Origin of the sequence: Pseudooceanicola aestuarii, from assembly GCF_010614805.1 — a bacterium.
Classification (GTDB): domain Bacteria; phylum Pseudomonadota; class Alphaproteobacteria; order Rhodobacterales; family Rhodobacteraceae; genus Pseudooceanicola; species Pseudooceanicola aestuarii.
In genome coordinates, this window is record NZ_JAAFZC010000001.1 from 23119 (window position 1) to 36274 (window position 13156).

9 protein-coding genes are annotated in these 13156 nt (G+C 66.5%); 1 reads left to right on the forward strand and 8 read right to left on the reverse strand.

What is annotated here, in order from left to right:
* Positions 1 to 12: 12 nt before the first annotated feature.
* On the reverse strand, positions 13 to 1701 hold the full coding sequence (locus G5A46_RS00085; protein WP_163846143.1) for a chloride channel protein: 1689 nt from the start codon (positions 1699 to 1701) through the stop codon (positions 13 to 15).
* A gap of 162 nt (positions 1702 to 1863) precedes the next feature.
* Here G5A46_RS00085 and G5A46_RS00090 point away from each other — a divergent pair, with 162 nt between their 5' ends.
* Positions 1864 to 3681: a bifunctional helix-turn-helix transcriptional regulator/alpha/beta hydrolase gene (locus tag G5A46_RS00090; protein ID WP_163846145.1), complete on the forward strand. Its 1818-nt coding sequence runs from the start codon at positions 1864 to 1866 to the stop codon at positions 3679 to 3681.
* 437 nt (positions 3682 to 4118) lie between these two features.
* Here the strand turns inward: G5A46_RS00090 and recN are convergent, their stop codons facing one another.
* The 7 genes from recN to G5A46_RS00125 form a co-directional block, all read right to left on the reverse strand.
* The gene (gene recN / locus G5A46_RS00095; protein WP_163846147.1) at positions 4119 to 5771 is read right to left on the reverse strand and encodes a DNA repair protein RecN; all 1653 of its coding nucleotides are present in this window, start codon (positions 5769 to 5771) and stop codon (positions 4119 to 4121) included.
* A 79-nt stretch (positions 5772 to 5850) separates the two neighbouring features.
* Positions 5851 to 6693, reverse strand: coding sequence for an outer membrane protein assembly factor BamD (locus G5A46_RS00100; RefSeq protein WP_163846149.1), 843 nt, complete (start codon positions 6691 to 6693; stop codon positions 5851 to 5853).
* A gap of 150 nt (positions 6694 to 6843) precedes the next feature.
* Positions 6844 to 7764, reverse strand: coding sequence for a UDP-3-O-acyl-N-acetylglucosamine deacetylase (gene lpxC / locus G5A46_RS00105; RefSeq protein WP_163846151.1), 921 nt, complete (start codon positions 7762 to 7764; stop codon positions 6844 to 6846).
* 248 nt (positions 7765 to 8012) lie between these two features.
* Positions 8013 to 9770: a cell division protein FtsZ gene (gene ftsZ, locus G5A46_RS00110; protein WP_163846153.1), complete on the reverse strand. Its 1758-nt coding sequence runs from the start codon at positions 9768 to 9770 to the stop codon at positions 8013 to 8015.
* A 172-nt stretch (positions 9771 to 9942) separates the two neighbouring features.
* Positions 9943 to 11280: a cell division protein FtsA gene (gene ftsA, locus G5A46_RS00115; RefSeq protein WP_163846155.1), complete on the reverse strand. Its 1338-nt coding sequence runs from the start codon at positions 11278 to 11280 to the stop codon at positions 9943 to 9945.
* 3 nt (positions 11281 to 11283) lie between these two features.
* Positions 11284 to 12159: a cell division protein FtsQ/DivIB gene (locus tag G5A46_RS00120; RefSeq protein WP_163846157.1), complete on the reverse strand. Its 876-nt coding sequence runs from the start codon at positions 12157 to 12159 to the stop codon at positions 11284 to 11286.
* Entirely contained in the window at positions 12147 to 13025 is an 879-nt protein-coding gene (locus G5A46_RS00125) for a D-alanine--D-alanine ligase (RefSeq protein ID WP_239520812.1), read from the reverse strand. The genes G5A46_RS00120 and G5A46_RS00125 overlap by 13 nt, the downstream gene beginning before the upstream one ends.
* Positions 13026 to 13156: the final 131 nt, after the last annotated feature.

Consider the following 13156-nt stretch of genomic DNA (forward strand, 5'->3'; position numbering starts at 1 on the left):
CCCGCCGCCGCGTCAGGAATGCTCCTCCGCCGCGGTGGCGGCGAGAGCGCGGTTATAGGCGCGCAGCGCATCGACCTGGAACAGCGCGCCCCGCAATTCGGGCGGCGTATCCGCACCGGTCAGCGAGACCACCGGCAGATAGGGTTTCAAGGTGCGGTCAAAGGCGGCGAATGCCGTCTCCAACGTGGCGCCGGCGTCGATGTAATGGCCCGCCTCGATCAGTTGCCAACAGGCGTCCTCGGGCGCGGCGCGGTCGCTGTCGCGGCCTCGCATGACCGCCCGCACCCGGATCATTGTCAGCAGGTAATCCTGCGGCCCTGCCGCCAGTCGCACGCCGCGCCGCTTCAGCTGGGTCAGGAAGAAGGATTTGGCCACCAGCCGCGTCCCGATGGCGGTGGAGATCGACACCGTGACCATCACCGCCATGGCCGTCGCCCAGTCGCCGGTCAGTTCGAACACGATCAGCGTGGTCGAGATCGGCGCCCCCAGCACCGCCGCCGCGACGCCGCCCATCCCCGCCAGCGCATAAAGGGTAAGAGAGCCGGAATTCTCCGGGAACAACCCCGTGGCGATATGGCCGAAGGCCAGCCCCGCCAGCGCCCCCATCATCAACGACGGCGAGAACACCCCCCCGCCCATGCGTCCGCCGATGGTGATCGACACGGCCAGCGCCTTGACCAGGGCAAACCCGATGGCGGCCGTAAGGGTCAGTTGGCCGGTCAGCGCCGCCGATGTCGTCTCGTAGCCGACGCCGATGATATGCGGGTACCAGATCGCGATCAGCCCCAGCATCGCGCCGGCGATCATCGGTCGCAACCAGCGCGGCAGCCCGATGCGGGCCTGCACATGGGTCGCCACGTCCTCCGCCGCGAACATGGCGCGCATCAGCAGCCCCGCCACCAGCCCGCAGATCGCCCCCAGCAGCAGAAAGGCCGGCAGTTCCTCGTAGAATTGCAAAATCGTGGCGGCGGGCAGGGTGAATTCCGTGACCCCGCCGAATTCCAGCCGGTTGATCACCGTTCCCGCGACCGAGGCGATGACAATCGGCGCGAAGGCATGGATGGCGAAGTGGCGCAGCACCACCTCCAGCGCGAACAGCGCCCCGGCGATCGGCGCGTTGAAACTGGCCGACACGGCGGCGGCCACGGCACAGCCCAGCAGGTCGCGCCCGGTGACGCCATCGGCTTTCAGCCAGTGCAGCACCCGGGTGGAGACGACGGCGGCCAGGTGCACCACCGGCCCCTCCCGCCCCGACGAGCCACCGGTGCCCAGGGTGATCATCGACGCGGCGGCAGAGGCGAGACCGGCGCGGATCTCGACCCGGCCCTCCTGCATGGCGGCGCCCTCGATCACGTCGGCCACGGACCGGACGCGGGCATCGGGGGTGAAATGGTGCAGGATCAGCCCGACGGTCAGACCGCCCGCGACCGGAATGCCCAGAACCAGATACCAGGGCAACGTGCCGGCGAAACTGTGCAGCAGGTGCACGTCCTCCGTCCCGTAGAGAAACGATTGCATCGCATCGATCCCCTTGCGGAACAGCAGCGCGGCGAAGCCGGCCGCGATCCCCACCAGCAGCGCGATCAGCCAGAATTGCACCTGGTTGGGCCCGCGCCTGCGCGCCACGTGCCAGACGTCGCGCAGGTAGCAGGCCGCAAGATGCAGCAGGTTGCCTTTGTCATGTTGTTCCCGGTCGTCCACTGGGCTGCCTGTCTATCGCCTCCCCCTGTCTTAGGCGATTGCGCTGACAGGGAAAAGACAGGGCGGCCATAGCTCTCCCCGCAAGGGAGGGTGTGCCCAAAGCGCTGTTGCTTTCGGCAAGGCGCGGTCACATGCTTGGGGATGGCAGGGACAGGCAACCCGATGGGAACGGACAGGCATTCGGATCTGGAGGATCGCATCATCGGGTGCCTGTACGACGTGGCCGTCGACCCCCTGACCTACAGCGATTTTCCCGAACATTGGGAGGAATTGACCCGCCGCTTCCGCCGTGACGGTGCCCGGCCCGAAGATCTGGTGGCCGGCGGGGTCGATTTCATCGCCCATTTCAAACGCGTGGCGACCCTGCTGGACCAGGCCCGCGATACCGCACCCGACCGCGCGGAGGAGGTTCAGCTGTCGCGCTTTGCCCGCAACGCGGCCTTTGCCGCCGATGCCGACCTGCGCATCCTTGCCGTCAATCCCGCCGCGGCCGAGGCCTTTGGCGCGACCCCTGGCAGCAATGTTGCCGGGCTGCCTCTGGACCCCGACGGCGGGGACGGGCTAGCCGGAGAGATCCGCCGCCTGCTGCGTCCCGACAGCGGCGAGGACAGCGGCATGTTGCGAGTGCGGGGAGGGGCCGACCAGCACCTGATCCTGGTGCAATTGTCGGTCATCCGCCCGGCCCGCAGCGCGCCGTTTGCCGTGGTCGTCACCTCGGAGTTGCACTGGCCCGCAGAGGCCGAGGAAACTTTGCGCGACGCTTTCGGCCTGACCCGAGCCGAGACGGATATCCTGCGGGAGTTGACGCAATCGCGCAGCTTGCGCGACATCGCGGCCAAGCGCGGGCGTTCACTGGAAACCGTGCGCAGCCAGATCAAGACCCTGCAAAGCAAGACCGAATGCCACAGCCAGGCCGAATTGCTGCGGTTGGTGCTGTCGGTGATGGAAATAGGCACCGGCGTGCAGCCCGCCGTGATCGGCACCCCGGCGGAGGCGGGCAATGTCAGCCGCGGCTACGCCACGCTGAAGGACAGGCCCTTCCTGCGGCTGGACCGGCCCGGCGGGCGGATCATGGAATACCTGGTGCTGGGCGATCCCGGCGGGCGCCCGGTGGTGTATCTGTGTTCCAACTTCGGGTTCTGCCGCTGGCCCGCCGCCGCCGAAACCCACGCCCTGCGTCAGGGGCTGGCGGTGCTGGTGCCGATCCGGCCCGGCTACGGCGCCTCGACCCCGCTGCAGCGCGACGCCGATGTACTGAGCGAGGTCGCAGGCGACATCGCCGCGTTGATGGACCATGCCGGGGCCGAACGTGCGCCGTTCCTGGCGCTGGACGACGACGTGATCTTTGCGGCGCGGTTCCACCGGGACTTCCCCGGCCGGATCACCGCGTTGATCGCCCCTGCCGGGACGCTGCCGCAGAGCCTGCCGGAGCAGATCGAACGGATGGGCCGCTGGCACCGCTTTGCCCTCGCCTCTGCCCGGCATACTCCGCAATTGTTACCGTTCATGATCCGGGCAGCCTTTGCCATGGCGCGACGGATGGGCAAGCGGCGGTTCCTGGAAACCATCTATGGCCCCGACGGTTCGGTGCGCGTTCTGACCCAGACCCCCGAGATTTTCGAGGCCGTGGCCGTCGGCTCCGACATCGTTCTGGGCCCCCGGACAGAGGCCGCGACCGCGTTTTCCACCGAGATGCTGCTGGTGCATGGCATGGATTGGAGCGCGGAAATGCAGGCGCTTAACGGTCGGGTGCCAACCTGTTTCCTACGCGGAGACAAGGATATCCAGACGCCGCCCGCCACCCAGGCAGAGCACCGGGCGGAATATCCATGGATTGACTTCCGGGTTCTCGAAGGCTCTGGCCAGCTGCTGTTCTTCGAACGCTGGGAAGAGATTCTCTCCATTCTTCAAACATTTACCGAAAACCTCAGCGTCATACCCCATTCGGGGTATGACCGGGGTTCCGGATCGGGACCATGATGGAGGGTGTTAGTTGGTTGATTGGTACCAAGCTTCCGGTCGGGTCCGCCCCGCACCGGAAGCCCCCGGCAGGGCCGCACCATCCGGTGCGAGGTCTATTCCGACCATCCCGGTCGGGAGCGGCGATGTGAACGGCGCCATTTGGACAGCGATATTGAGTGACGGCCCAGCTTACCGGGTCTTTTTCAGAACCAATGACTTTGCCAGCCTGCCAGGGTTTTTCCCGGCCTGCACGCCTGCGCACATATGTGTCGCAGGCGTGTCGCCTTGTGGCCGTCGCCGTTGCCTGGCGGGTCCATCGGCCACAAGGGACGCCTGGCGCAAGGTGCAGGGCCTGCCCCCCCTCGGCCTGAAAGCCGCAACATCCCCCATGGCACGGAACCTCCCAGCCTATGGCCCGCGCACCAATCTTGCGCGCACCGCAAAGCCGAACAAACCTAACGGGCGTCCATCAATCGCCGCGCTGCGGCGCGCGCTTCCTCGGTCACGGCATCGCCGGATAGCATCCGGGCCAGCTCGTCCACCCGGTCCGCCTCCGACAACGCGGTGACGGAGGACAGCGTGCGCTCCCCCTCCACCCGCTTGGCGACCTGCCAGTGGTGCTGGCCCAGGGCGGCAACCTGCGGGGAATGGGTGACCACCAGCACCTGGCCATTGTCCGCCAATCGCGACAACCGGCGGCCGACCGCATCGGCGGTGGCCCCGCCAACGCCGCGGTCGATCTCATCGAAGATCATGGTGACGCCGGGGGCCTCCCCGGCCAGGCAGACCTTCAGCGCCAGCAGGAAGCGCGACAGCTCCCCGCCCGAAGCGATCTTGTTCAACGCTCCCGCCGGGGCACCCGGATTGGTCGCCACGGTAAAGGTCACGTCGTCGCGCCCGTCGGGGCCCGGCTCCGCCTCGCTCAGCCGGGTTTCGAACCGGGCGCGCTCCATCTTCAGGGGGGCCAGCTCTGCGTCCATGGCGCGATCCAGCGCGGCAGCAGCCTTGCTGCGTGCGGCGGTCAGGGCGGCGGCGGCGCTATCATAGGCCGCCCCGGCCTCCCGCGCGGTACGTTCCAGTCGACCGATCTCGGCGGTACCGCCGTCGATCGCGGCCAGCCGCGCGGACAGCCCGTCAGCCAGGGCCGCCAGGTCATCGGGGGCCACGTCATGCTTGCGTGCGAGGCCGCGAATGGCAAAGAGCCGTTCCTCTGTCGCTTCCAGTTCCAGCGGATCGAAATCCAGAGCGTCAAGACAGCGCAACACCCCGTCCGAGGCCTCTCCCAATTCAGTCAACGCCCGGCCCAGGGCCGCGATGGCCGGGTCCAGCCGGCCCTCCACGCCGTCGACGGCGCCGTCCAGCCAGCGCAACGCATCGCCCATCGCGCCTTCCGCCCCCTCGGGGCCAAGCGCGCCGGAGGCGCGGGCCACATCGGCGCGCACCTTCTCGGCGCCCTGCATCATGCGGCGACGGGCGTCCAGCGATGCGTCCTCCCCCGGTTCGGGAGCAAGCTTTTCCAGCTCACCCACCGCGTGGCGCAGGAAATCCTCTTCCTTTTGGGCAGCCTCCAGCGCGGCGCGGGCCGCATCCAGCACCTTCACCGCCTGCGCGCGGCTGCGCCAGGTCTCGCGCACCGCCTGCCGCAACGGGTCCAGCGCACCGAATTGATCCAGGATAGCGCGGTGACCGCGCGGGTTCAGCAAGCCGCGATCGTCATGCTGGCCATGCAATTCGACCAGCGCGTCAGAGAGGTTACGCAGCACCTCGCCACTGGCGCGGCGGTCGTTGATCCATGCCGTCTTGCGACCATCGCGCGTGTTGACCCGGCGTAGGAACAATTCCGCCCCACCCGGCAGCCCTGCCTCCGACAGAATCGCATGGGCCGGATGGTTCCGGGGCAGGTCGAATACGGCCGTGACTTCCGCCTGATCGGCCCCCGCACGCACCAGATCGGCCCGCCCGCGCCAGCCCAGCACGAAACCCAGCGAGTCCAGCAGAATGGATTTCCCGGCGCCGGTCTCCCCGGTCAGCACGTTCAGACCGGGCTGGAACGCAAGCTCCAGCCGGTCAATGATCAACATGTCGCGAATATCCAGAGCGCGCAGCATACGCCGTATCGTCCCGAAGCCGGGCGGAAAAGTCGCCCGCCCCTGTCCTACCAGATATGGTGGTCCTACTGGAAGTGGTTTACAACCACTCGCCTTTGATCATCTGGCGATAGACCTGACGCAGCCAGCTGTCGCCCGCCGCCTTCAGTTCCAGACCGCGACCCGACAACAGTTTGAAACTGTCCTCGTACCAACTGGTAGAGCGGAAGTTGTACCCCAGAATCGCGCCCGCGGTCTGGGCTTCCTCCGTCAGGCCCAGCGAAAGGTAAGCCTCCACCAGGCGATGCAGCGCCTCGGCCGTATGGGTCGTGGTCTGGAATTCCTCCACCACGACGCGGAACCTGTTCACGGCGGCGGTATAATGATCGCGGCGCAGGTAGTAGCGCCCGATCTCCATTTCCTTGGCCGCCAGATGGTCGAAGGCCAATTCGAACTTCAGAATCGCTGATTTGGCATATTCGCTGTCGGGATATTTCTCGATCACCGCGCGCAGGGCTTGCAGCGCCTGGAAGGTGAGGCCCTGGTCGCGCCCGACTTCGTCGATCTGGTCATAATAGCTGAGAGCGAGGAGATATTGCGCATAGGGCGCGTCCTCGTCGGTGGGGTAGAAATCAAGGTAGCGCTGCGCGGCGGCGCGGCTTTCCTCGTAATTCTGGCCCCGATGCTGGGCAAAGGCGGTCATGATCAGCGCACGCTTGGCCCAATCGGAATAGGGGTACAGGCGCTCGACCTCGCCGAAATACTCGGCGGCGTCATCGAAACGCCGGCGATTCACCTCGAATTCACCGCGCTCGAAGATCTGTTCGGCCGTGAAGGATTCCATCGGAGCTTCGCCCGGCTTCACGCCACCGTCTCCGCAGGCCGTCAGCGCCAGAAGAAGGACCGGGCCTGCCAGCTTCGCCCCGAAACCGCCAAGTGTCATGTAGTCTCCCACCCTCTTCTGCCGTCCTGCACGGGCTGCATGTTGCCGCAGCCCTCCACTCGTCCCAGCGGTCTAGCACAGAAAATTGCGGTGCAAAACGTCTTTGCGCCAGAGATTTCGGGGCGACGATCAACTTGCCGCACCATGCGGTCAGGCGACGGCGGGAATTTCGGACAGATGCACCCCCACCCCGGGCAATCCGGACGCCTGAACGGGGTTGCAGGGAATCGCGCGCAGGTTCGTCTTGTCGGCGAAAAGCGCCCGCAGCAATGTGTTCGTCAGGCTGTGACCGGCGCGATAGCCGGTATAATGTCCCAGGATCGGCCCACCCGCCAACGCAAGATCGCCCAGAGCGTCCAGCATCTTGTGGCGCACCGGTTCATCGGCGTGGCGCAGCCCTTCGGGGTTCATCACCCGGTCCCCCTCGACCACGACGGCATTGTCCATCGACCCGCCCAGGGCCAGGCCATTTGCACGCATCAGGTCCACATCCGCCTGCCGGCAGAACGTCCGCGCGTCGCAGAGTTCACGTACGAAGCTGCCGTTCTTCATCACCAGGTGGCGGGATTGATGTCCGATGGCCGAGTCTTCGAAATCTATGTCGAAGGTAATTTCCATCATCTTCCCCGGTGCCAACCGGGCCCAAGCGGCACCGTCGTGGACTTCGACCGGGCGCAGAACCTCGATCGCGAGCACAGGCGCGGATTGCCGGACCAGCCCGCACGCCAGCAGCCCCCGCACAAAGGGCGCGGCAGAGCCGTCGAGAATCGGAACCTCGGGGCCGTCAATCTCGATCAGGGCGTTGTGCACACCGCAGCCCGCCAGCGCGGCCATGACATGTTCCACGGTAGAGACGCTGGCCCCTGCGCCGTTGGCCAGCCGGGTGCACAGCGCGGTCCGTTCGGCCAGATCCCAGCGGGCCGGGATCACCGCATCGCCCAGGGCGATGTCGGTGCGTCGGAACCGGATGCCATGGTCTGCGGCCGCCGGGCGGATCACCATCCGCGCGCTACGTCCGGAATGCAGGCCAAGGCCGGTGAACACGACCGAAGATTTCAGCGTCTGTTGCACATTGGTCCCCAAATGAGCAGCAGGTCGACACGCCTGTGGGCAGAGGCGACCTTGATTGAAGTTTAGCTAAATCCTGCGGCGCCTGGCCTCAACTCACTCTTTGCAACGTATTGTAATAGTGGCCCGCAGCTTCGGCGAAATGCTGCATGGCACTGAAACATCGTGCAACATCTCGTTGATCCGAAACGAAAAAGGCCGCCCCGGCGGGCGGCCCTTGCCGGGGGGATGCCCCGGGATATCGTGACTGGTCAGTTGGCCTGACGCCGCAGGAAAGCGGGAATTTCGATCCGCTCCTGGTCGGGATCCTCCTCCGGCTCAACCCGGCTGGGGGCGGCGCCGAAGCCCCGCACCGGCGGTTGGGTCCGTGCCTGCGGCTGCGGCGCGGTGGGCTGGGCCTGCTGCGGACGCTGGTCCGCCTCCGCCTGGCCGGTCATGCGGTTGATCAGCGAATTGATCCCGCCAAAGCGCGACTTCTCCGTGTCGTGATGCTGGGCCGCAGGTTGTTGTTGCGGCTGATGGCGCGACGGGGCGCCAGCACCGGCACTGCGCGGCGCCTTGTTGACCGCAGCCTGAAGCCGGGCAAGCGCCTCGGGAGAGGGCTGGCCGGGGCGCGGACGCTGCGGCGCGACATAGGCTTCCTCGGGTGCGGGCTCCTCGAAGCGGGTGGCCCGCTGTTCGACGCTGCGCGGCACATAGGCGGGCGGCGGCAGGTCGTCATCCTCGTAATGCTCCTCCGCCGGGGCGGGGGGCTGGGCACGCTGCATCGGCGCGGGTCGCGGGGCGGGCGCGGCCCGCGGCGCGGGGGCCGGCGCCGGCGCGACGTCTTCCTCGCTGAAGATGTCTTCGGTCAGGGCACCGTTGTCGCGGTGGCCTTCGAACCCGTCAAAGCTTGCCTGTTCCGGCGCGGCCTCGGCCACGTGCTGCTGCGGCTGGTAGGCCGGCTGCTGCTGCGGTTCCGGCTGGGTTTCCGGAGCGGCCTGGGTCGGGCGCAGCGGCTCCGACAGCTTGCGGCGCGGCACGGGGATATCCATCGGGACTTCGCTGGCGTCGATGCCGGTGGCGACGACGGACACGCGCATCTTGCCCTCCATGCCGTCATCCAGGGTGGAGCCGACAATGATGTTGGCGTCGGGGTCGACCTCTTCGCGGATGCGGTTGGCCGCCTCGTCCAATTCGAACAGGGTCAGGTCGTGGCCGCCGGTGATGTTGATCAGCACGCCCTTCGCGCCGCGCAGGGAGATTTCGTCCAGCAGCGGGTTGGCGATCGCCTTCTCGGCGGCCTGGACGGCGCGTTCTTCGCCCTCGGCTTCGCCGGTGCCCATCATGGCCTTGCCCATCTCGTCCATCACGGCGCGCACATCGGCGAAGTCCAGGTTGATCAGGCCGGGGCGGACCATCAGGTCGGTCACGCCCTTCACGCCCTGGTACAGCACGTCATCCGCCATGGAGAAGGCTTCGGTAAAGGTCGTCTTCTCGTTGGCGAGGCGGAACAGGTTCTGATTGGGGATGATGATCAGCGTATCGACCATCTTTTGCAGAGCTTCGACCCCGTCTTCAGCCTGGCGCATCCGCTTGGCGCCCTCGAACTGGAAGGGTTTGGTCACGACCCCGACGGTCAGTACGCCCAGCTCCCGCGCCGCTTGCGCGATGATCGGCGCAGCGCCCGTGCCCGTACCGCCGCCCATGCCCGCGGTGATGAAGCACATATGCGCGCCGGCCAGATGATCGACGATCTGTTCGATGCTTTCCTCGGCGGCGGCTGCCCCGATGGAGGCCTTGGCACCCGCGCCCAGACCCTCGGTCACTTTCACGCCCAGCTGGATGCGCGATTGCGCCGAAGAATTCTGAAGTGCCTGGGCATCGGTGTTGGCGACCACGAAATCGACGCCGTCCAGCGCCTTTTCGATCATGTTGTCCACTGCGTTGCCGCCAGCGCCGCCGACGCCGAACACGGTGATCCGGGGCTTCAGTTCTTCCTGTCCGGGCATGGAAAGGGTCAAGGTCATGGATCTGTCCGCCTGATATCTGGCCCGGTTCACCGGGGCTTGTCTTGCCTGTCGCGTCTAATTCTAACGCTTTTCCAATCGCAGGTCACGTTGAAATCGGCAAATCACCACCAAATATGCTTGAAAAATAGCGGAATTCCGCCCGATTTACGCGACCACACCGCATTTTGCGTCACCAGTTCTCCTTGAACCAACGCACCGCGCGTTGCAACGAACGCGCCGGGTAGGTGTCCAGCGGCAGGTCGAAATCCCACCATTCGTCCTGTGGATGGGCCGCGAACAGGCACATGCCCACCGCGCTGGCAAAGCCGGGACCGGTGGCGGCTTGCGGCAGGCCATGCACCCGCAACGGCCGGCCCAGGCGGACCTGTTGACCCAGAATGCGGCTGGCCAACCCGTCCAGACCGGGAATCTGGCTGGCGGCCCCGGTCAGCACGATCTGCTGATTGGGCAGATGCTGGAATTGCGCGGCGTCCAGCTGGGCGCGCACGTCTTCCAGGATTTCCTCTACCCTCGGGCGCATGATGCCGATCAGTTCAGCGCGGGTGACAGTGCGGCTGTCGCGTTCATAATCGCCGGTCTCTCCACCGATCTCGATGCGTTCGCGATCATCCATGCCGGTAGCCACAACGCCACCGTAAAAGGTCTTGATCCGTTCGGCGGTGGCAAAGGGGATCTGAAGTGCCATGGAGATGTCGCCTGTCACATGCTCCCCGCCCATGCGCACGGCGTCGGCATAGATCATGTGCTTCTTCATGAAGACCGACACGCCGGTCGATCCGCCGCCCATGTCGATGCAGGCGGCGCCCAGCTCCTGCTCGTCCTCCACCAGCGACGAGATGCCGGAGACATAGCCGGAGGAGGCAACCCCGGCCAATTCAAGGTCGCAGCGTTTCACGCAATGGGCCAGATTCTGGATCGCGGCGGCATCGACGGTCAGCATATGCACATCGGTAGACAGGACATCGCCGATCTGGCCGCGCGGATCGATCAGTCCAGAGCGGTGGTCCAGGGCGAAATTCACCGGCTGGGCATGCAGCACCTCCCGCCCCTCCCCGTAGTCAGGCACATCGCAGGAGGCCAGCGCGCGGCTGACATCCTGTTCGCTGACCTGCTGGCCCTCCACCAGCACCTGGCCGGCCAGCCCGTAGCTGCGCGGCCCGGCGCCCGAAAAACAGGCAATCACATGGTCGACCCGCAGGTTCGCCATCTTCTGCGCGGCTTGCAGGGCAGTGCGAATGGCGCGCTCCGTTTCCGCCATGGCCTCGATCTCGCCAAAGCGCACCCCGCGCGACCGGGTCGTCGCGGCGCCGATCACCCGGAACCCGGCCTGTCCGGCCAGCGATCCGACGCCATCGGCCTTCATCGGACGACGGTCGGTGCTGTCAAAACGCAGCACCAGGCAGGCGATCTTGGACGTCCCGACATCCAGCACAGCCACGACGCCCCGCTGGATCGCCGCCTTGCGCATGTTCCGCATTGCCCGTTGCGATTCATATAGCTGCGTCATCTGTCAGTCCGTCTCCACCACCAGGTCTTTGATCTGCCACCACTTTTCGACCGCCGCTTCATTCATTCGGATGGTCGGGCGGCGGGTCAGGCGCATATCGACCGCCGCAAGGTCGCGTGCCAGCAATTCATGCACGCCGTCGATCGCGATGACCCGCTCCAGCGCCTGCACCGGGTTGTCCTCGGGCAACAGGATGCGCTGGCCCCGGTCCAGCACCACGTCCCACCGCCGATCACCCATGCGCACCATGCCGCGCAGCCGGTCGCCGATCGGGCCGGCAGCGCGGTGCAGGGCCAGCGCTTCGCCGACATTGTGCGGCTTGCCCTCCCCCGCCAGCAGGGGCAGATCGGGCCGCTGGCCCCGGGAACTCAGCGCGCCGGTCACGACGCCCTCTTCGTCCACCAGAAACAGCCCGTCGCGGCCACGCCAGATGGCGACGGGAATCCGTTCGCGCACCGTGACCTGCAACACCCCGCCCTGCCGCAGCTGAAGGGAGGTGCTGGCCACGGCGGCCAGATCCTCGATCGTGGCGCGCATGCCGTCCAGATCCAGGTCAAAGGAGGTCATCGGCAGGTCCAGCTGCGTCACCTCGCGGATATCCTGCTGCGTCTCGGCAGTGGCGCCCTCGATTGCCATCGAGTTCACCATGAATTCCGGCCGCGTTTCGAAGGCGCTGCGCCATTCGGCGATCTGCAAGACCACCGCGTCGCGGCGCGCATCATTGGCCATGTAACCAAAGACGGCGCCCGCCGACACAGCGGCGGGCAGAATGATGCGCAATGCCAGACGATAACCCGGCGTCAGCATCATGCGCTGCAACCGGTAAGACCAGCGGGACGGGGCCGGATCGGCGGATCTCTCGCGTCTTACCTTCCGCATGAGGCGTCCTCCACCATCCAGCGGCACAACGCACCAAAGCCCGAGCCATCGACCTGCGCCTGTTCCGGCGTCAGGGACGTCGGCGTCATGCCGGGTTGGGTGTTGGTCTCCAGAATGAAGATACCCGCGACGCCGCGCGCCTCGTCCCAACGGAAATCGGAGCGCGACACCCCCCGGCACCCCAGGGCCCGGTGAGCCCGCAGCGCATAGTCGCGGCAGGCATCGGAAATTTCGGCCGGGATCTCCGCCGGGCAGACGTGGCGCGATCCGCCGGGCGTATATTTCGCCGCGTAATCGTACCATCCTTCCGACAGGATATCGGTCACCGCAAAGGCATAGTCGCCGCGCACGGAAACCGTCAGCTCCCGCCCCGGCAGATAGGTTTCCACCAGCACGGTGTCGGGCATCTCGGGGCTCAACTGCGGCGGGGCGTTGGCGCCGTCATGCACCAGGTACACCCCGACCGAGGAGCCTTCGTTGTTGGGCTTCACCACGTAGGGCGGTGTCATGACGTGGCGGGCCATCACCTCCGTCCGGGGGGCCAGCAGGCTGTCGGCGACCGGCAGGCCGGCGCTGCGAAAGACCTCCTTGGAGCGGGTCTTGTCCATCGCCAGGGCCGAGGCCAGCACCCCGGAATGCGTATAGGGCAGGCCCATCCATTCCAGCAGCCCCTGCACACATCCGTCCTCCCCCCACCGGCCATGCAGGGCGTTGAAGACGACATCGGGGGAAATCTCGGCAAGGCGCGCAGCAAGATCGGGGCCGGCATCGACCTCCACGACCTCGAATCCTTCGTCCCGCAAGGCGATGGCGCATTCGCGCCCCGTGGACAGGGAGACCTCCCGCTCTGCGGAGGGGCCACCCATCACGACTGCCACCTTGGGGGTTGTCCTGCCCGACGAACCCACGTTGCATTGCCTCAATGTGCCGGATCTTTGATCCGATCGTTGGCGGGCGCGCACGCCCTGATTATTCCGAGACGGCCCCTTTTTCCGGG

What these genes read in the sequence shown, in the direction of transcription:
- G5A46_RS00090 (WP_163846145.1), top strand. Translation starts at nt 1,864, where the DNA reads ATGGGAACGGACAGGCATTCGGATCTGGAGGATCGCATCATCGGGTGC.
- recN (WP_163846147.1), bottom strand. Translation starts at nt 5,771, where the DNA reads ATGCTGCGCGCTCTGGATATTCGCGACATGTTGATCATTGACCGGCTG.
- G5A46_RS00100 (WP_163846149.1), bottom strand. Translation starts at nt 6,693, where the DNA reads ATGACACTTGGCGGTTTCGGGGCGAAGCTGGCAGGCCCGGTCCTTCTT.
- ftsZ (WP_163846153.1), bottom strand. Translation starts at nt 9,770, where the DNA reads ATGACCTTGACCCTTTCCATGCCCGGACAGGAAGAACTGAAGCCCCGG.
- ftsA (WP_163846155.1), bottom strand. Translation starts at nt 11,280, where the DNA reads ATGACGCAGCTATATGAATCGCAACGGGCAATGCGGAACATGCGCAAG.
- G5A46_RS00120 (WP_163846157.1), bottom strand. Translation starts at nt 12,159, where the DNA reads ATGCGGAAGGTAAGACGCGAGAGATCCGCCGATCCGGCCCCGTCCCGC.
- G5A46_RS00125 (WP_239520812.1), bottom strand. Translation starts at nt 13,025, where the DNA reads ATGGGTGGCCCCTCCGCAGAGCGGGAGGTCTCCCTGTCCACGGGGCGC.